Source organism: Dyadobacter linearis (genome assembly GCF_907165045.1).
GTDB classification, from domain to species: Bacteria; Bacteroidota; Bacteroidia; order Cytophagales; family Spirosomataceae; genus Dyadobacter; species Dyadobacter linearis.
Window position 1 is genome coordinate 463089 of sequence record NZ_CAJRAU010000004.1, and the last position, 19780, is coordinate 482868.

Annotated in this window: 19 protein-coding genes; 17 read left to right on the top strand and 2 right to left on the bottom strand. The window is 46.9% G+C overall.

Features of this window, described 5'->3' with window-relative positions; all coding sequences use genetic code 11:
• Window positions 1-29 precede the first annotated feature (29 nt).
• From KOD92_RS16615 to KOD92_RS16635, 5 genes are all read left to right on the top strand, one after another.
• Window positions 30-1289: a Gfo/Idh/MocA family protein gene (locus KOD92_RS16615; protein ID WP_215234784.1), complete on the top strand. Its 1260-nt coding sequence runs from the start codon at window positions 30-32 to the stop codon at window positions 1287-1289.
• A gap of 53 nt (window positions 1290-1342) precedes the next feature.
• Complete coding sequence (locus KOD92_RS16620) at window positions 1343-2206, top strand: sugar phosphate isomerase/epimerase family protein (RefSeq protein ID WP_229254707.1); 864 nt, start codon at window positions 1343-1345, stop codon at window positions 2204-2206.
• A 148-nt stretch (window positions 2207-2354) separates the two neighbouring features.
• The gene (locus tag KOD92_RS16625; protein ID WP_215234701.1) at window positions 2355-2936 is read left to right on the top strand and encodes a Crp/Fnr family transcriptional regulator; all 582 of its coding nucleotides are present in this window, start codon (window positions 2355-2357) and stop codon (window positions 2934-2936) included.
• Window positions 2937-3034: 98 nt separating this feature from the next.
• Complete coding sequence (locus KOD92_RS16630; protein ID WP_215234702.1) at window positions 3035-3685, top strand: hypothetical protein; 651 nt, start codon at window positions 3035-3037, stop codon at window positions 3683-3685.
• 11 nt (window positions 3686-3696) lie between these two features.
• Entirely contained in the window at window positions 3697-5166 is a 1470-nt protein-coding gene (locus tag KOD92_RS16635) for a T9SS type A sorting domain-containing protein (protein ID WP_215234703.1), read from the top strand.
• Between the two features lie 33 nt (window positions 5167-5199).
• On the opposite strand, the gene KOD92_RS16640 is transcribed toward KOD92_RS16635, so the two are convergent.
• Window positions 5200-5667 (bottom strand): hypothetical protein, encoded by a 468-nt coding sequence (locus tag KOD92_RS16640; protein WP_215234704.1) that lies wholly within the window; start codon window positions 5665-5667, stop codon window positions 5200-5202.
• 135 nt (window positions 5668-5802) lie between these two features.
• Between KOD92_RS16640 and KOD92_RS16645 the strand changes: the two genes are divergently transcribed.
• The 5 genes from KOD92_RS16645 (at window position 5803) to KOD92_RS16665 (ending at window position 12607) form a co-directional block, all read left to right on the top strand.
• Window positions 5803-7038 carry a nucleoside recognition domain-containing protein gene (locus KOD92_RS16645; protein ID WP_215234705.1) on the top strand — a complete coding sequence of 412 codons (1236 nt, stop codon included), beginning with the start codon at window positions 5803-5805 and terminating at the stop codon, window positions 7036-7038.
• Between the two features lie 115 nt (window positions 7039-7153).
• Window positions 7154-8647 carry a TolC family protein gene (locus KOD92_RS16650; RefSeq protein ID WP_215234706.1) on the top strand — a complete coding sequence of 498 codons (1494 nt, stop codon included), beginning with the start codon at window positions 7154-7156 and terminating at the stop codon, window positions 8645-8647.
• Between the two features lie 60 nt (window positions 8648-8707).
• Window positions 8708-10135 (top strand): efflux RND transporter periplasmic adaptor subunit, encoded by a 1428-nt coding sequence (locus tag KOD92_RS16655; protein ID WP_215234707.1) that lies wholly within the window; start codon window positions 8708-8710, stop codon window positions 10133-10135.
• Between the two features lie 291 nt (window positions 10136-10426).
• Entirely contained in the window at window positions 10427-11434 is a 1008-nt protein-coding gene (locus KOD92_RS16660) for an NAD(P)H-dependent glycerol-3-phosphate dehydrogenase (protein WP_215234708.1), read from the top strand.
• A 57-nt stretch (window positions 11435-11491) separates the two neighbouring features.
• Window positions 11492-12607, top strand: coding sequence for a sialidase family protein (locus KOD92_RS16665; RefSeq protein ID WP_215234709.1), 1116 nt, complete (start codon window positions 11492-11494; stop codon window positions 12605-12607).
• Here KOD92_RS16665 and KOD92_RS16670 read toward each other — a convergent pair.
• Window positions 12604-13746 carry a DEAD/DEAH box helicase gene (locus tag KOD92_RS16670; protein WP_215234710.1) on the bottom strand — a complete coding sequence of 381 codons (1143 nt, stop codon included), beginning with the start codon at window positions 13744-13746 and terminating at the stop codon, window positions 12604-12606. The genes KOD92_RS16665 and KOD92_RS16670 overlap by 4 nt on opposite strands.
• Window positions 13747-13873: 127 nt before the next feature.
• On the opposite strand from KOD92_RS16670, the gene KOD92_RS16675 reads away from it, so the two are divergent.
• The 7 genes from KOD92_RS16675 (at window position 13874) to KOD92_RS16705 (ending at window position 19761) form a co-directional block, all read left to right on the top strand.
• Complete coding sequence (locus KOD92_RS16675) at window positions 13874-15466, top strand: serine hydrolase domain-containing protein (protein WP_215234711.1); 1593 nt, start codon at window positions 13874-13876, stop codon at window positions 15464-15466.
• A 59-nt stretch (window positions 15467-15525) separates the two neighbouring features.
• Complete coding sequence (locus KOD92_RS16680; protein ID WP_215234712.1) at window positions 15526-16080, top strand: DUF2911 domain-containing protein; 555 nt, start codon at window positions 15526-15528, stop codon at window positions 16078-16080.
• 61 nt (window positions 16081-16141) lie between these two features.
• Complete coding sequence (locus KOD92_RS16685) at window positions 16142-16579, top strand: hypothetical protein (protein ID WP_215234713.1); 438 nt, start codon at window positions 16142-16144, stop codon at window positions 16577-16579.
• A gap of 94 nt (window positions 16580-16673) precedes the next feature.
• Window positions 16674-17942: a PQQ-dependent sugar dehydrogenase gene (locus KOD92_RS16690; RefSeq protein WP_215234714.1), complete on the top strand. Its 1269-nt coding sequence runs from the start codon at window positions 16674-16676 to the stop codon at window positions 17940-17942.
• A gap of 137 nt (window positions 17943-18079) precedes the next feature.
• The gene (locus KOD92_RS16695; RefSeq protein ID WP_215234715.1) at window positions 18080-18667 is read left to right on the top strand and encodes a TetR/AcrR family transcriptional regulator; all 588 of its coding nucleotides are present in this window, start codon (window positions 18080-18082) and stop codon (window positions 18665-18667) included.
• Window positions 18668-18736: 69 nt separating this feature from the next.
• Window positions 18737-19489, top strand: a complete 753-nt coding sequence (locus tag KOD92_RS16700; RefSeq protein WP_215234716.1) for an SDR family oxidoreductase — start codon at window positions 18737-18739, stop codon at window positions 19487-19489.
• Window positions 19490-19527: 38 nt separating this feature from the next.
• Window positions 19528-19761, top strand: a complete 234-nt coding sequence (locus KOD92_RS16705) for a DUF2798 domain-containing protein (protein WP_215234717.1) — start codon at window positions 19528-19530, stop codon at window positions 19759-19761.
• Window positions 19762-19780 lie beyond the last annotated feature (19 nt).

Genomic DNA, 19780 nt, shown 5'->3' on the forward strand with positions numbered 1-19780 from the left:
TGAGTACTTCTCGAAGAGATGTCCTGAAAATGGCGAGCATGGCGCTGGCGGGTAGCACACTACCAACTATTGCCATTTTAAATCCTAACCGCGCGTTTGCGGGTGTGAATGCAGAAACGCTGAAAATTGGTTTGATCGGTTGTGGCGGACGTGGATCTGGCGCTGCAAATCAGGCTTTGAAAGCTGATCCGAACGTAGTTCTTCACGCTGTTGGAGATATTTTTAAAGATAAAATGGATTCTTCACTTGCCAACCTGACCAAAATTCACGGTCCGAAAGTGAAGGTAGAAGAAGGCAACAAATTTATCGGATTTGATGCATATAAAAAGGTTTTGGAATCTGGTGTGGATGTAGTGCTTCTTGCAACTCCTCCTCATTTCCGTCCGGAGCATTTGACAGCGGCTATCAATGCAGGCAAGCACGTATTCTGCGAAAAACCGGTGGCAGTAGACGCGCCGGGTGTTCGTAAAGTTCTTGACGCAGCTAAATTGGCGAAACAGAAAAATGTTTCGTTGATGTCAGGCTTCTGCTGGCGCTACCACGAGCCAAAGCGTGCGAGCTTTGGGAAAATCCTCGACGGCGCGGTAGGTGATATTTCTGCTATTTACAATACTTACGATACAGGTACATTATGGTCTTTCCCACGCGTACAAGGCTGGACAGACGCGGAATATGTACTGCGTAACTGGACTTACTATACCTGGCTTGCGGGTGACCATATTGTAGAACAGGCTGTGCACAGTATCGATATGATGTCGTGGGCAATGGGTGGAAAACTGCCGGTCTCTGCGGTAGGTACAGGCGGTCGCCAGGTGCGGACTGACTCTCTGTTCGGTAACATCTTCGACCACTTTTCAGTAGTTTACGATTATGACAATGGTGTGAAAGGGTTCCACCATTCAAGACAACAGGCTAACTGCGAAAACAGCTACCTCGTTGAAACGATCGGAACGAAAGGCCGCGCGATGGTGAACTGTGCACGTAACGTACACGAAATCACAGGAGCAAATCCGTGGAAATATGAAGGTGCACAGAACGATATGTATCAGACTGAGCATAATGAATTGTTCGCATCTATCAGAAGCGGCAAACTGATCAACGACGGCGAGTTCATGGCGCACAGCACATTGATCGCTATCATGGGAAGAATGGCTTCCTACACTGGCAAGCGTGTTACCTGGGACGAAGCGATGAACTCATCTGAAAAGCTGGGTCCTGACACTTACAGCTTTGATATGAAACCTCCGGTAGTTGAGGTAGCAAAACCAGGTATCACTGCATTCTCCTGATCTCCATGCAGCGTAGAGAATTTATAAAAAGTGCGGCCATAGCAACATCAGCTATGGCCGTTACTTCATCTGTGGTGTCCGGTGCGACATTGCAGACTGCACCTTTGGCCAAACCAATGATCAAGAAAAGCTTGAAATGGGGTATGGTTAAGGAAGATTTGTCGGTGATGGACAAATTCAAACTGCTGAAAGACCTTGGTTACGACGGCGTGGAGCTTGACTCTCCCGACGACAAGATCACGATGAAGGAGATCCTGGAAGCCCGAGACAAAACGGGACTGGAACTCCCGGGAACGGTTAATTCCATGCATTGGAAACTGCCCCTTTCGGATCCGGATCCTAAAAAGCGGGAGGAATGTGTGAAGTCGATTGAAAAGGCGTTGATCGATACCAAAGCAATGGGCGGCACCACGGTACTGGTCGTGCCGGGTGTTGTGAATGCAACTACCACTTATGCAGAAGCTTACGAGCGCTCCCAAAAAGAAATCAGAAAGCTGCTTCCGGTAGCTGAAAAGACGGGCGTGAAAATCGCATTTGAAAACGTTTGGAACCAGTTCCTGATCAGTCCGCTCGAAGCTGCGCGCTTCGTGGACGAATTCAAGCACCCGATGGTAGGCTGGTATTTCGACGTGGGCAATGTGCTGCGTTACGGCTGGCCGGTTTCATGGATCGAGGCGCTCGACAAGCGCATATTGAAGCTAGATCTGAAAGAATTCAGTTTCAAGAAACAAAATGACCTCGGTCTCTGGAAAGGCTTCGACGTGGAATTCATGGAAGGCGACTGCAACTGGGCCGAAGTGAACAAAGCACTGACCAAGATCGGTTACTCAGGCTGGGCATCCGCAGAAGTTTCCGGCGGCGACCGGAAGCGTTTGCTGACGATCCGCGAGAAAATGGATGAAGTTTTCAAAGCTTGATTTACAGATATTACTAATAGTATATTAGCCCGGAATATTCCGGGCTTTTTTTGTTTGTTTCTGAATACAAAAGTTAAGGTTTGTAGTATAAAAAAGCGGTGCAAAATTTTCATCTTGCATCGTTAAACCTTACCTCACACTATCATAAATGTACCCTGAATTCTTATCTCCCATCAAGGGCGTTCTGCCCATCAGCGATCAGGTTTTTACGCAATTTTCGCTTCGTTTAAAACTTCTGAAAGTTCAGAAAGGACAACTTTTGTTATCAGATGAAGAGATCTGTGATAAGTTATGGTTTGTAAAAGCCGGACTTGTCAGAGGTTACCAGTTGACCGATGATGGTTTCGGCAACTCTATCGAGTCAACGGAGTGGTTTGCTAAGGAGCTTGATTTCATTTATTCGGCCGACAGTTTCATCAATCAGGTTCCGGCCGGGGAATGCATTGAGGCATTGGAATGCTGTACCCTTATTTACATTACCCGCACAGACCTGTACCAACTTTACGCCAACCACCCCGAGATCTGCTGTTTTGGCAGGATCATTGCCGAGCGATCCTGGCAGGCGCACAAGGAATTGCTGCGCGATATGCGCCTGCTATCGGCCTCACAAAAGCTCGAAGCGTTCCGGCAGCGTTCAAAAGACCTCTTCAACCGCGTCCCCCAAAAGCATATCGCCTCCTATCTCGGCATTTCCGAAAACTACGTCAGCAAGCTCCGGGCAAAGCGCTGATTTTCTGGGTTTTTGCAGGTTGAAAGCTGGGTTTTTGTAGGATATCGACTGATCAATTATTGGTTGATTTGCATTATCAACTTAATGCAAATTAATCCATGAAAAAAACACTTCTTCTCGCATTCTTGACGATCTGCTGGTTGGGGCCCAACGCTTTCGGTCAGCAAACGACAAAGCCGCCAGAGAAAGCGGGCGATGCGAAACTGCCTTTCAAATGGGATCTAACGCTCCATTTAGTCCCTCACCTTTTGAATGGACACGTGGGATTTATGGTCAGATACTCGCCTAACCAAAAGGGAGCATTCAGGATGGCTATTGACAATATTGAGTTCGGAAAAATAAGGGTCACCCAGTACACCGGCACCATAGATGGTCCTCGCCTGGATACAGTTCTTGTCGCAAATATAAAATATGGCTATGGTCAGCAGCGGATAGGTTATGAAGTTCATTTCAATTCAGACCGGCACCAATTGTATTCTGGGGTGGATCTTGGTTTCGCATATAACTATGAAAGACACAACCCTGGCCTCGCCTATTCGGCCAGAAAATATAAATTTTCTGCACATCCATTCGTGGGCGTAAAGTATAGATTACTCAATCGCCTTTCTCTTTCGGCCGAACTGGGGGGCGCATTGAAATACAAACGCCATAGTCTGATCGCCCATAATAGAGATATTATCTCAAAGGATGAGCTGTGGGCATTTACAATGGATTCAATTCACTTGCTAAACATTTCGTATCACTTTTAACAACTACAATTATGAGCGCTTTATCACTTGCTAAGATCCTGCTTGTCAGCAGTTGTGTTTTTTTTCAGACAGTTGTTATGGGGCAAACTGTCAATATTAATTGCGGTCCAAATGGCTGCAATAGTGCATTGCCTGATCAAACAGCGTATAATTATGTCGCCAAAATTTCTAGTTTTGGAAATTGTAGCACGGGTGATTTTTGCAAGTTTAAGTGGGAGGTAACGAACGGAACTATCACTCAAACTAATTCAAGTACCTATGAGGGTGACGGATACATAGCTATTGATGTAAAGTGGCACAATGTGAATGGCAATGGCATAATCAAAGTAACAACTGCTAAGCCAGCAAGTACCGATGATAAATGCGAGACTTGCCCAGTAGGTTTGACGGTGACAAAAACGATCCCGATCAAATACCTCGGCACACCTGGCAATATCAAAATCAATGGCGTCGCCTATACAGGAAGTCACCAGTTCAGCTGCGGTACTGCGCCGATTACGGTTTCCGTAACCCCGGCCACTAATGCTACAAATTATGCCTGGACTTGTCCGGCAGGCTGGGTTAAAAGTGGTAGTGGAGCTTCAATTACGTTAACGCCCACCAAAAATACTGGCGGCACCATTAAAGTTGTTGCTTCGCGCGGCGATGTTTTGAATCTTGAAACAGTCTCGCAACTTACTATCACCAGACCGCTTCCAACCAAACCTGTCATCAATTCGGGAGATATCCTGCTTTGCAATCCTAAAACCATTACCGCCTCTGCAATCAATGCCAGCTCCTATAATTGGGTAACAACAGGAGGGATTACTGCTAATTCCGGGAATACCAATACGGCTCAAATCACTGGGGTATCCAGCGGAACTGTGAAGGTATCAGCGACGTCTGCTGTATGCGGGGTTACTTCGGCTTTTAGTAACACGATCAATGTAAAACGTAGCGCGCCACTTGCGGCAGCATTGCTGGTAACTGAAAATGGCGGCGGCTCGCCGGATTTTATGTGTAATGGATCCGGCGTTTCGCTTCATGCGGAAACTGCCGAGCCCGGTACAATTTTCAGTTCCTGGGTGAGCAGCGATCCGGCTAATACGATTCTGAATTTCAATGGCGGCTCGGCCTATTTCAATTCGTACGTAAACAGTTGCTATGGTGTGACTGTCGTTGCCAGCAACTGCTTTGGTTCTGTGCAAAAAGGCATTACTATCTGTGTTGATAATTGCATTAAGCCAACGCCTACTCCTGACATTTATCCGAACCCGGCCAGCGACTACATTGATATTGCATTGGACGAGCGTGACTCGGTTGAAATTCCTGAGCGTATTAAAATAGTCAGCGAAGTCGGATCCAGGGAGCTGAAATCTGTAAATGTAGTAACCGACGGAATGCTACGGCTCAACGTATCTGATTTGCCGCGCGGCGTTTATCAGGTCTTATTTATTTACAGGAACATCGAATCAAAAAATGCCCGTATTGTATTAGAGTAGCGATCAGGAAATCAGCAAAACCCAACGTTTCCATTATTTCTTTACCTTATAGCGCGTTCGCGCGTAGTGCCGGATCGTTGAGATTTTCAGTTGTCCGTCCTCGATCTTGACCAGCTTATATTCCTTGAATTCTCCTTTTTTATCCAGAAAACCAATAATGCAGGATTGCTCTTCCTTTCCTTTCTGAATTTCCACTTTCGGCTCAATACCAAAATTCGGTATCTTCAATGCATCTTCCGCTTCCAGTTCCTTATACTTCATTTTGATCAGGTAATCGAAGGTAGATTTGGTTTCGTACACTTCTACTGAAAACCGCCAGTCGTTTAAAGGATCCTTTACTTTCTCGCTGAAACTCGCCACCGGGCCGGTTTCCACTTCATTTCTTTCCAGCGCAATCGTGTCATTTACAACTATGTTCGATTGATCGCCCGTGTCATTTGCATCATTTTGCCCTTTGCATGCGAACAGTATTACCAGGACAAACAGGTAACAATATTTCATTTGAAAGTAAGGTTTGGTTTGAGATCAGTTCCAGCTTTGCAATATACTTTTGTTATTTGCATTAAATGCAATATTTTCCTTCCCGCATTGTAAACAAATCATGATCAATCCTGCTCCCTTTTCCCGATTCAGACTATGGCGTTGAACTATATTTTCGTAGGTTTTTTTGTCATCGCCTTTGTAATCGCCTTTCTAAAATTTGTGCTGACCGGGGATGTGCAGACATTCAAGGAGATAACCGAAGGAATGCTTAAAATGGCCGAAGTGGCGGTAATGGATATCGCATTGCCGCTGACGGGTGTTATGACATTCTTTCTTGGAATACTGAATGTGGGTGAAAAAGCAGGTATTATCAACCGGCTCGCCCGGATAATCGGTCCGTTTTTCAACAAGCTTTTCCCCGAAGTACCCAAAGATCACCCCGCGCACGGGCAGATGATCATGAATTTCTCCGCCAATTTTCTAGGTCTGGATAATGCAGCTACGCCGTTTGGTTTACGCGCGATGCAAAGTTTGCAGGACCTGAACCCCAGCAAGGATACCGCTTCCAATGCACAGATCATGTTTCTGGTTTTGCATACTTCCGGTTTACAGATCATCCCGCTGTCCATTATCGCGCAAAGGGCGATCCTGGGTGCCGAAAGTCCCTCCGATGTTTTTATTCCCTGTGTGGTAGGTACCTACATTACTACGGTGGTGGCGATGATAATCACCGCGAGCTGGCAGCGGATCAACCTTTTTAACAGGACTATTATGCTCTGGCTGGGCAGTATCACGGCACTTTTGGCGCTACTGCTCTGGTACCTGTCCGGGTTGCCAAAAGAACAGATCGAAACGATTTCCATTTTCGTCGGCAATTCTGTGTTGCTGGCGGTGATAGCGGGTTTTTTAGGTATTGCTTTGTATAAAAAGATCAATGTGTTCGAATCGTTTATCGACGGGGCGAAAGCCGGATTTACGACTACGGTCACTATTATTCCCTATCTCGTCGGGCTGCTCGTGGCGATCAGCGCATTCCGGGCCTGCGGGGCGATGGATTATCTGATCGATGGTTTGAAATACCTGTTTGCATTGACGGGCATGAACACTGATTTTACAGACGCACTGCCGGTCGCATTGATGAAACCACTGAGCGGGAGCGGCGCGCGGGCTTTAATGATCGACGCAATGAAGGAATTTGGCCCCGATTCATTTGTCGGCAGACTGGTATGTATTTTCCAGGGCTCGGCCGATACAACGCTTTATATTGTAGCACTTTATTTCGGTTCGGTAGGTATCAAGAATACGAGATATGCGATCGTAGCTGGGCTGATTGCTGACTTTGTGGGGGTTCTCGCGGGAATCTGGCTTGGATACTTATTTTTTCACTGATTTTGCTTCATTTTCAGCATGACCCTTTTACCCCTGTTATGCAACCGTCCGTATAAAATGGATGGTTGTTTTTTAGCCTAAACACTAATATTGATCAACTAACTCTGGACGGCCCATGTTAAAATCGTTACAAAAATCCGCACTATCACTTCTTCTAATTTGTGCGATTGTTCCAGTAGAAGCCACTTTTGCGCAAAAGGATGTGAACCAGCCTGCTAACACCTATTCGCTCGAAGATTGTATCCGCATTGCGCTCGAAACAAACCCGCAGATCAAGCAATCCGAGCTGACTGTTCAATCCAACAACAATATTTACCAGCAGTCCAAGTGGCAGCGGTGGCCGAGTATCAGCTTTAGCGCTGGCCAGGGGTTTAGTTTCGGTAGAAATATTGACCCTTTTACCAACCAGTTCGTACAGCAGAATATCAGCTCCAATAACTACCAGCTAGGTGGTCAGATCACGCTTTTCAACGGTTTTCAAATTAAGAATAATATCAAATTCAACGACGCCAATTACCAGGCAAGTGCGAAAGACCTTGACGCAGCCAGAAACGATATTATGCTCAATGTGGCGCTCTCGTATTTGCAGGTGATCACCAATCAGGAGCTGATCGAGGTGGCGCAGTTGCAGGTGAATGCATCTCAATTGCAGGTTGATCGCACCGCCAAACTGGTTGAGGCTGGAACACTGGCAGAAAGCAACCTGCTCGATCTGAAAGCGCAACTCGCCAACGATGAACTGACTTTGGTAAATGCTCAGAACAACCTGGAAACCGCTAAACTCAACCTGAAACAATACATGAATATTTCCGGCAGCGAGGATATCAATGTGGTTAAAATAGAAGTGAAAGACCCTACATTGCAAGCTTACGACGCTACGATCCAGGAGATTTATGAAACAGCATTAAACAATCTTCCCCAGATGCGCGCAGCCAATATGCGCATTGAAGCGGCCAAAACGAATGTGGAACTGGCCCGCGGCGCCGGAATGCCTTCCCTTACATTAAGCGGCGGTGTTTACACTACGTTTTCAAGTGCGGCGCCCAAAGAGCGTTTCGTCTCCGATGGTTCCGGGGAGTCAATCACCGAGGTAGTGTCGCCTACTGATTACATCCTTTATAATGAGGAACAACTGCCGATTGTACAGAAAGTACGCACGCCAAACGGTTCGCTGCGGACTTTCGGTTACCTGGATCAGCTTAACTTTAACAGGAACTCAGCACTTAACCTGAATCTGACAATACCCATTTTCTCCAATTTCAGGGTGAAATACAATATCGCAAATGCGAAAATTCAGCAGAAAACTTACGAATACCAGGCACAGCAGGTACAGCTTACAATCCGCAAAAATGTGGAACAGGCTTATATTGATATGACAAATGCGGCCAAGCGGTATTCGGCAACTGCGAATCAGGTGCAGGCTTTGGCGGAAACTTTCAGGGTGTCGCAGGTGCGTTTCGATGTGGGGGCGATCAATTCTGTGGAATTCAATATTGCCAAAGCCAATCTCGACCGGGCCAACGGAAATCTGGTCCAGACCAAATATGACTACGTTTTCAGGACCAAGATCCTCGATTTCTACATGAACCGACCGCTTTCAGATTTTTGATAAAAACATTACCCTCTGTCCTATTTCAATAAACAATCATTAATTGTAACCCCAAATTGTATGGCACGTAAATCTTCGAAACGAATCTGGTGGATTACAGCAGGTCTTGTATTACTTCTCATCGCCGGTTTGTTTGGAGCGAAACAGGCGGGCTACATAGGCAAGCCGAAAACCACGGAGGTTGAATATGCAACTGTGGGAAAAACGGATATTATCGAAAGGGTAACTGCGTCCGGCAAAGTACAGCCCGAGGTGGAGGTAAAGCTGAGCCCCGATGTATCCGGTGAAATTATCAGTCTGAATGTAGCTGAGGGCGATTCAGTTTCCAAAGGTCAGTTACTCTTGAAGATCCGCCCTGACAATTATGAATCACTCATGGCGCGCGCCCAGGCTTCGGTTAACTCGAGTAAAGCAAATTATGAGCAGACCAAAGCGATGGTAGCGCAGGCAGAAGCGAGACTGGTGCAAGCAAAAGCCAATTTTGACAGAAATAAAAAACTTTACAACGACAAAGTAATCTCGGCCGCAGATTTCGAACAATTTTCCTCCACTTATGGCGTAGCCCAGCAGGAACTTGAATCAGCGAAGGCGAACGTATCGGCGGCGCTATACAATATCAAAAGTGCCGAGGCAGGTATGCGCGACGCAGCCGAAAACCTTAGGAAAACGAGCATATTCGCTCCTGTTAGCGGTATTATCTCGCTGCTGAATGTGGAAGCCGGCGAGCGCGTGGTAGGTACTTCGCAAATGGCCGGTACCGAAATGATGCGCATTGCCAACCTGGCCAATATGGAAGTGCGGGTGAATGTTAATGAAAACGATATTGTGCGGGTTTCACTTGGCGACACCGCTGAAATCGATGTGGACGCTTACAGCTCGTCCGGGCGCAAGTTCAAGGGTATTGTGAAGGAAATTGCAAATACAGCAGCCGGGCTGGCTTCTTCCTCGGCTTCCGGGTCGTCGCTATCCAGCACTTCTGCGGATGCAGTGACGGAATTTGAAGTGAAGGTGAAGATATTGAATGAATCTTTCAGTGATTTGATGTCGTCGCGTTCGAAAAAATCCTATCCCTTCAAGCCGGGTATGACAGCTTCGGTTGATATTATCACCGACCGTAAGAACGGCGTTGTTTCGGTTCCGATCGCGGCTGTGACGACACGTAGTAACACACCTCCCGCAGCCCAGCCGGAAGGTCCGCCGCAGGAAAATGCGGAGTCGGAAGAAGATGATAAAAAGCCTAAGAAGGAAGTGGCTATCAAAGAGGTTGTTTTCGTGGATGTGAACGGAAAGGCGGAGTCGAGAGAAGTGAAAACGGGTATCAGCGATTTTGAAAACATCGAGATTCTTTCCGGCCTGAAACCTGGCGACAAGATCATTTCCGGACCTTACATTGCCGTGTCTAAAAATCTAAATAATGGCGACCTGGTAGAAAAAAAGAAGGAAGATGTGAAAAAAGACGAAAAAAAATCAAATGAAAACGCAAACTGATACGTTGTAAAAAAGTAATAAGTTCGATTTAGTTTAGGTTAAAAAGGAAAATCCTTGCGGCTTTGCTGCAAGGATTTTTTATGCTTAAACACTGAGGTTGTAAGTAAGATGTTAGAAATCAGCGGTTTATTTGATTTCGTCTTAAAAGCTTCGAAAGCCTCTGCAAATGCTCCGCCGAAAGCTCCGCAAAAACAATAGCCCCATTTTTGTAGTTTCTGTCAAAAACTTCTCATTTTTGAAACCGGCCCTGAACGTGATATTTCGGGCCAATTGGTTTAGAACATTTTCTGCATGAGTTTTTTAAATGGAACAAAAATAGCCGTAATAGGCGGCGGCAGCTGGGCAACTGCGCTGATCAAGATATTGTGCGAACAAAACAATGTACAGATCCGCTGGTGGCTCCGCAATCAGAAAGATATTGAGCACATCCGCAAGTACCACCACAATCCGAGCTACCTCAGCGACGTGGTATTACAGCCGAAAAAAATCAAAGTTTTCGAGAAAACGACCGACGCCGTAAAAGGAGCAGATTATGTGATCCTGGCTGTTCCCGCGGCATTTATAGAAGAAGCTTTGCAAGATCTTTCCGTCAAACATTTACAGGGAAAAAGGATTGTGTCTGCAATTAAGGGAATGATCCCGGGGCAGAATATCCTGATCACCGACTGGGCTTCCGAAAGATTTGGTATCGAACTGAAAGATACCTGTGTGATCGCCGGCCCCTGCCACGCCGAGGAAGTGGCGCTCGAAAAACAGTCTTACCTTTCCATTGCCTCCACCGAATGCCCGGCAGCGGAGGATTTTGCCAAATTAATGACCTGCCGCTACGTAGCCGCCAATCCGCTCGACGATCTGTACGGGGTGGAATATGCCGCGATCATGAAAAATATCATTGCATTGGCCTGCGGTATCACACACGGTTTGGGTTATGGAGACAATTTCCAGGCTGTACTTGTATCGAATGCAATGCAGGAAATCGGAAACCTCGTTACTGCGCTTGATAAACGCGAGCGGAACCTCAGTTCTTCTGCCTATCTCGGAGACCTGCTCGTAACTGCCTATTCGCAATTCAGCCGGAACAGGCTGTTTGGAAATATGATCGGGCGCGGATATAGTGTGAAGGTGGCGCAGCTGGAAATGAAAATGATCGCGGAGGGATATTATGCTACCAAAAGTATCTACGAAATCAACAAATTATATCACGTCAACCTGCCGATCACGCACGCCGTTTACAGGATCCTGTACGAAGAGCAGGCGCCGGGAATGGTAATGGACGATTTGAAGAAAGTGTTGAAGTAATAGCCCGTTTCCTTCGCAAAAAGGTATTTTCCAAACATCGTATCCTAAAACTATAATATGCGTATTACAAAAAATCTCTCTGCCGGACTGGCAGCGTCGCTTTTAGCCGGTACTATATTTCTCACTTCCTGCAACTCAAAAACTTCGGAAACGGCGATGGAAGAAGTGGCCGATTCGCTGTCATCGGATAAAGAATTCGTCTTTGGCGACGACCGCCCGTTCCCGCAATGTCACGCATCGACATTGGTCCGCCTGGACGATGGCCAGTTCCTGATCGCGTGGTTTGGCGGCACCGAGGAAAAGAACCCGGATGTGGGTATCTGGTTGTCAAAAGGCAGGCCTGGCAAATGGAGTACGCCCGTGGAAGTTGCTAAGATCCGGGAAGACGCACACTGGAATCCAGTCCTGCAAAAAACGGCGGACGGGAAAGTTATCCTGTATTTCAAAGTGGGCAAAGAGATCGCGCATTGGGAAACGTGGGTGAAAACATCTACCGACAATGGGAATACCTGGTCGGAAGCTTACGAGCTTGTGAAAGGAGATAAGGGTGGAAGAGGCCCGGTTAAAAATAAATTGATAGAACTCTCAAATGGCGACTGGCTGGCCGGTTCTTCGAATGAAATAAATCGGTGGGAGGTATTTGTGGACAGAAGTACGGACAAAGGTAAAACCTGGAAAGAAAGTCCCTATTTCAAGATCGATACAATGCAAATCAAAGGAAAAGGCGCCATTCAGCCCACGCTTTGGGAATCTGAACCTGGAAACGTTCATATGCTTGTGCGTACAACCGGAGGCGTGATCGCACGCAGCGATTCAAAAGATTATGGCAAAACCTGGTCTGAGATCAAAAAAACCGATCTGCCAAACCCGAACAGCGGCATTGATCTGGCTAAACTCACGGACGGAACATTGGTACTTGCCTACAATCCCGATAACGAAAACTGGGGCTCGCGCTCACCGCTTTCGCTGATCATGTCCTATGATAATGGAAAGAACTGGACCGATAAACTGGATATTGCTACCGGCAAAAAAGAGGATGAATATTCTTACCCGGCGATTGTCAGCTTCGGCGATTCTGTGGCAGTTACTTATACCTATAACCGCCAGAAAATCGCATTCTGGTCAGGTAGTAAAAAGGAAATTGTGGAGCTTGCTAAAAAGGGCAAAAACTAGTAGCCCATCAGTTCCAGATCGTAAGATTCGAACATTTCGACTTGCTTACCCATTTTTTTCTGGATGATCTTAAAATGGTGCACATCTTCGGGGCAGATCAGCGAAATCGCCTGTCCCGAAGCTTCGGCCCGCCCGGTCCGCCCGATCCTGTGTACATAATCCTTGGGCGAGCGCGGCAGCTCGAAATTGATCACGTAAGGCAGAAATTGAATATCAATACCCCGCGCCACCAGATCAGTTGCTACCAGCACCGTTAGTTTTCCCGATTTAAACTTATTCAAAGCCTCGGTCCGCGCACCCTGGCTTTTTTTGCTGTGCATCGCCATCGCCTGAATGCCATTTTTGTTTAGCTTTTCAACCAGATTGTCGGCAGTTCTCGTGGCGGAAACGAAGACCAATACCTGCTGCATTTCCTGTGTTTTGATCAGATATCTCAACAAAGGCCCGCGGCGGTCGGGATCGACGAAATAGGCGGTTTGTTTGATCTGGTCAATATGCTGCTCTTCCTCTTCAATCTCAATACGGACCGGATCTTTAAGCTGCGTTTTGTTGATCTGGTCGATTTCGTCGCCGAGTGTCGCAGAAAAGAGAATGCTCTGCCTGTTTTTGGGCAAAAGGAAAAAGATATCCTTCATTTCCTCCGCAAAGCCCAGGTTCAGCATTTTATCTGCTTCATCCAAAACCAGGATCTGAGTTTGAGAGATATTGAGCGCCTTGTATGAAAGCAGATCCAGTAATCTTCCCGGCGTGGCTACCAATATCTCAACTCCTTGCAGGCCAATCATTTGAGGGTTGATAGAAACGCCGCCATAAACCGCCATCGTTTTCACCTTACGAGGTAACCTCTCTCCAAAAGTCTGAAAAACAACACCTACCTGAACCGCGAGCTCTCTTGTGGGTACCAGGATCAATGCTGAAATGTGCCGGTTTGCCGCAGCTGGTTTATTTTGAAACAATTCCAGAATAGGCAAAACAAAACTGGCTGTCTTTCCCGAACCCGTTTTCGCAATGCCCAAAACATCATTTCCTTTCAATATGGCAGGAATTGCAGCCTCCTGAATAGGGTAAGGTTGAGTATAATTCTGTTCAGCAATGGTTTTTAGTAATGGTTCAGACAAGCCAAGAGATTCGAAAGACATAAGGTTTCAGCCGGTTAATCGGATTTTTTAGAAAGAGGGCAAAGATACCATTACCTGTAAACAAATTGGTCAAAACGTCTGGCCTTCGCCTGATACAGCACATTACGAACATTTTTCTCCTTATAATATGTCTTACAATCGCCGGGAGTTTTTACAGCAATTAGGATTTGGGGCCCTGCAACTGGGCGTATTGAGTGCAATACCTGCATCCTCCTGGGCGGCAGCGCCTTCTTACGGTCAGCTGGTGAGAAGTTCTCCGGAAACTCAGGGGATTTCCGCCAAAGGAATACTTGATTTTGTAAATGCGGTGGAAGCCGAAAAATTGAATCTGCACAGTTTAATGGTATTGCGGCAGGGAAAAGTGGTGGCCGAAGGGTGGTGGGCACCTTATAATCCTGATTTGCGGCACACTTTATATTCGCTGAGTAAAAGCTTCACATCCACCGCGATCGGACTGGCTGTGGCCGAAGGAAAATTGAAGGTGGACGATAAGGTAGTCTCCTTTTTCCCGGAAGATAAACCCGCTACGATCAGCGCCAATCTGGCTGCAATGCGGGTGAAAGACTTGCTCACAATGTCGACCGGGCACGATAAGGATACGACGGGATCGGTTCGCGGGGGCGATAGCAAGAACTGGGTGAAGTCATTTCTGGCGCTGCCGGTCGAGCACGAGCCGGGGACTTTCTTTGTGTATAACAGCGGCGCTACCTATATGCTTTCTGCCATTATCCAGAAACTCACGGGGCAAACGCTTCTGGAATATCTCAAACCCAGATTATTCGATCCGCTGGTGATCGAGGGAATGGATTGGGAAGTGGACCCGAACGGGATCAATACCGGTGGCTGGGGATTAAGGTTGAAGACGGAAGATATTGCCAAGTTTGGCCAGTTATATCTTCAGAAGGGCGAGTGGAATGGAAAGCAGTTGCTTCCTGCAGCCTGGGTTGAAGAAGCTACCCGCTCGCATATTCAATCCAAAGGCGGCTCGCGGCCAAAGGAGGAAAATGACTGGCTGCAAGGTTACGGCTATCAGTTCTGGCGGTGCCGGAATGACGCTTACCGCGGCGACGGGGCTTACGGGCAGTATTGCATCGTGCTTCCGAGAGAAGATATGGTCGTTGCGATTACGAGTGAAACCGGCAATATGCAGGCGATCCTGGATCACGTATGGAACCACATATTGAAATCGGTAAAAAGTACCCGCGTTCCTTCCGATAAAGAGGAGGTGGCGCAGTTGCAGAAAAAGTTGACTACCCTCGCATTGCCCCTTACCGCCGGTAAGCCAGCCGCCGACCTGGCAGCAAAGCTGAAAGAGAAAAGTTATACTATTGCTGACAATAGCCTGAATATCAAGAAAGTATCCTTTGATTTTGACAAAGGCTGGTGTCTTTTCCGATTACAGGATGATAAGGGTGAGCATTTAATGGTGAACGGACTTGGCAACTGGAAAGTAGGGCTGACAGATCTTTCAACCATGCCATTGAAACTGGTACTGACGCCGGTACCAGGCGAGAAAAGGACGAAGGTAGCCTGTAACGGAGCATGGGTCGACGACAGTACATTTGAAATGACCTGGCGGTTTATAGAAACGGCGCATTACGAAACGGTGCAATGCAAATTTGAAGGAGATAATGTACAGATCGAGTTCAAAAGAAGCCTGGCGATTCTCGGAAATACCAAAGATGCGCGGCCGGTTTTAAAAGGAAAAGCTTCGGCCTGACCTGCGTATATTTCACATTGCTTGAAAACAAACTTTTATCCAAATCAAAAATCCATTTTATGAAAAAGAACATTTTCCTGTCCCTGTTGCTGGTTATGATTGCCTTTGCGTCGCAAGCGCAGAAATTCAAAGGATTAGATAAAAGCCCGCGCGATGTTGCCTACTTCCCGGATGGATTTGCCCACGATCGGAAAGACGGCGATAAGGCGCTTGTGAAAGTCTCTTACAGCCGCCCGGCGCTGAAAGGCCGCGAGGTATTTGGCAAGCTGGAACCTTTCGGCAAAGTGTGGCGGGTAGGCGCGGATGAAGCAACCGAGATTAAATTCTATCAGGATGCCACATTCGGCGGTAAGAAAGTGAAAGCTGGTACCTATTCGCTGTTTGCGATTCCCAATGCGAAAGAGTGGACACTGATCCTGAGCTCGGACGTGGATTACTGGGGAGCTTATAAGTACAAGGAAGCGAACGATGTAGCGCGCGTAACTGTGCCGGTAAAATCAGCTGAGGCACCGATTGAAAATTTCTCCATTGTATTTGAAAAATCATCCGACACAGCAGCGAAGATGTTCCTGGGCTGGGACAAGACGATCGTTGAAGTGCCGGTCACATTCTGATCCCGGAATGTTGGCATAGTTCTTTGTCGTTAGCTAGCAGTTAACAAAGCGAAAAGGAACGATGGAAGACATAAATGATGATATTCAGGCGTTTTTTGAGGGGTATGAAAAGCGTTTTGAAGAAGGCCTGGCCGGACAGGCAGTAGCTGAGGATACAGCCAGGGTTTTCGCTGATTTTTTTGTGGAAGCCAGTCCGGTAGGTATTTCAGGCGGAAAAAACGACGCGCAGTTTCTCGAAGCTGTCCCGAAAGGTTACGAATTCTACCGCTCGATCGGGATTACTAAAATGGAGATCCGGCAGATCGATATTACGGAACTGAACGAGATGCATTACCTCGTCGACGTGCGGTGGGAATCCTTTTATGAAAAGGACGGGAGTGAAGATTCGATGGAGTTTAGTGTGATTTATTTTTTGCAAAACAGAAAAAGCGAACTCAAAATCTTCGCATACATTACCGGCGACGAGCAGGCTGTATTAAAGGAGAGAGGGTTGGTATAGCATATAGCTGGCGGTTACTGGCATTATTATTGCAAAAGCAGGTTGAGGTCGAAAGACTTTGACCTGTTTTTTTTTGCTTTAACCAAAACCAAATATGAACACCAACAAACTCGCCCTACTGTGCCTGCTTGCCGGATTTTCCGTAGTCGGATGCAACAGCAAGGTAAGCGAAAAGGAAAAAGAGGAGGCCCAACAACAAGGCCCCGATTCCGTCGCAACCCAGACCGATAAACTCACCTTACCAGCTCCGTTTGTGACCGAATCGGTAGAAAACCGGCCCGAGGAAGCTGGCTGGCCGGAAGGGAAAATGCCCACAGCGCCCGCAGGATTCACGGTGACCAAGTTTGCAGACAAGCTGGATAGCCCGAGGTGGACTTACATTGCGCCGAACGGAGACATTTTTGTAGCCGAATCTGCGACCAAGAAAAGTGCCGACAGGATCACATTATTGCGCGACGTGAACAAAGATGGTAAGCCTGAAATGCGTGAGATTTTCATGGAAAAACTGAATAAGCCGCTGGGAATGTTGGTGTTAAACAACTTTTTCTATGTTGCTAATACCGACGGGCTATACAGATATCCTTACAAACCGGGCGAAACCAAAATTACCAGCAAAGGTGAGAAGATAGTCGAATTGCCGGCTGGCGGATATAACAACCACTGGACGAGGAATTTGCTTGCAAATGCGGATGGTTCTAAAATCTATATTTCAGTTGGTTCTGCCAGTAATGTTGCTGATCACGGGATGGACGAGGAAAAACGACGGGCTAATATCCTGGAAGTGAATCCGGACGGAAGTGGCGAGCGGGTATATGCAAGCGGACTGCGAAATCCGGTCGGAATGGATTGGGCGCCGGGTACCAAAACACTTTGGACTGCGGTGAACGAAAGAGACAAGCTGGGCGACGAGCTCGTGCCTGACTATATTACAAGTGTGAAGGAAGGCGGATTTTACGGTTGGCCTTATGCATATTTTGGTCAAAATGAAGATCCGAGAAGAAAAGGAGAAAATCCTGCACTAGTTGCAAAAACGATCGTTCCGGATGTTCCGGTGGGGTCGCATACCGCTTCGCTGGGATTGGCTTTTTATGACAAGACCAAGTTTCCAGCGAAATATCAAAATGGTGCATTTGTAGGCCAGCACGGTTCGTGGAACCGTTCGGCGCTCTCGGGATATAAGGTAATGTTTGTTCCTTTCAAAAACGGAAAACCTGCCGGCAAACCAGAGGATTTTCTGACTGGTTTTGTCGAAAGTGAAAAGAAAGTATATGGTCGCCCGGTGGGAGTGACGATAATGGACGACGGTTCTATGCTGGTAAACGATGATACCGGCGGCACGATCTGGCGTGTTGCTGCTCAGTAAGCCGTTAATTATTGAAATAGAAAGTGACCTGGTCGATTGATCAGGCCACTTTTTTTTGTTTACGCAAAATAAATAACTGCGAATGTTTGCAAAAATATACCGGTCGGTATATTTTTGCGTTGTCAATACAAAACGAAATGAGCAAGGCAGAACGTACGCGACAATTTATCATCGAAAAAACGGCACCGATCTTCAATGTGAAAGGGTATGCCGGTACCTCGCTGAACGATATGATCAGCGCGACGGGGCTTACAAAAGGCAGTATTTACGGAAATTTTGAGAATAAAGATGAAGTTGCGCTGGCGGCATTTGAGCATAATCTGAAATGCATGTTTACGGCGGTACGTGTGGAAATGGACAAGAAATCTACCGCCCGGGAAAAATTGCTTGTGTATGTCGACATTTACGAAAACTTCCTGCATCACCCATTCCCGGCAGGCGGCTGTCCGATCCTTAATACCTCCACCGAAGCCGACGATACCCACCCAAGGCTGCGCGAAAAAGCATCTGATGCGATCACAAGCTGGAAAAACGCCATTTCTGGATTGATTAAAAAAGGGATTGTCGACAATGAATTCAGCAGTCATATTGACCCGGAAGAAACCGCGATCTCGATCATTGCATTGATTGAAGGCGGAATAATGATCGGCAAAGTGACAGGTAAGCTGAATTACAGGAAAGCGATCATGAAGGCTGTGCAGAAAATGATTAACGATTTAGAGTAAAAAATTTTAACCAGAAATATACCGATCGGTATATAATTAATTTTAAACGAAACTAATTTTAAAACAGAAATGAAAACTACAGGAAATACCATACTGATCACAGGCGGAAGTGCAGGAATCGGATTTGAGATCGCAAAAGCTTTCTCGGAACTTAATAATCAGGTAATTATCACAGGTCGAGACAAAGACCGGCTGGCCAATGCGGCGGCGAAACTTGAAAATGTGACAGGTATCGTCTCTGATGTCACCAACCCCGCAGATGTAGAGCAACTCGTATCCAGACTTCAAACCGAATTCCCGCAGCTGAATGTGGTGATCAATAATGCCGGGAAAGCGGCTTATTATGATCTGGACGAAGGAAAAGACCCGGCACAAATCGCCGAAGACGAAATGCTGACCAATTATTTGTCGGTCATCGGCCTGAACGATGCTTTGTTGCCACAACTGAAAAAAGCCGGAGAAGCGGCTATCGTGAATGTTTCGAGTATCGCTGCATTGGTACCGAACCACATTATCCCCACTTACGGTGCAAGCAAGGCAGCTTTGCATTCGTATACCCAGTCGCTGCGTATTTCGCTTGCCAAAAGCAGCTCGGTTCAGGTATTTGAATTGATTCCTCCGCTGGTTAATACGGATTTTTCGCAGGAAATAGGCGGCGCAAATGGTATTCCGCCAAAAGTGGTTGCTGACGAATTAGTAAATGCGTTTGAGACTAATACACTCGAAGTGCGGGTAGGGCAAACCGCTCAATTGTTCGAGCTGTTTCTCAGTTCTCCGGCTGAGGCACTGAGAGCGATGAATCCGGGCGTGACCGTATTCTGATCTGATCCGCCGGAAGACGCAATTTAAATGCATTAAAAATGAGACAGAAAATCGCATTTGCACTGATCATGGGAATCATTACAACGGGCATAATTTCCTTCACTTTGATTTCCATAAATATTGGATTTGTTGCCAATTTTTTGGTGATTTGGCTGAAATCTTGGAGCATGGCCTACCTCGTGGTGATACCCGCGATACTGATCGTCGGTCCGCAGGTGCAGAAGCTGGTGGCGACTATGTTTAAAGATGCAGTGACTGAGGAAGTTGACTAATTGCTTCCGGAGTCTGAGA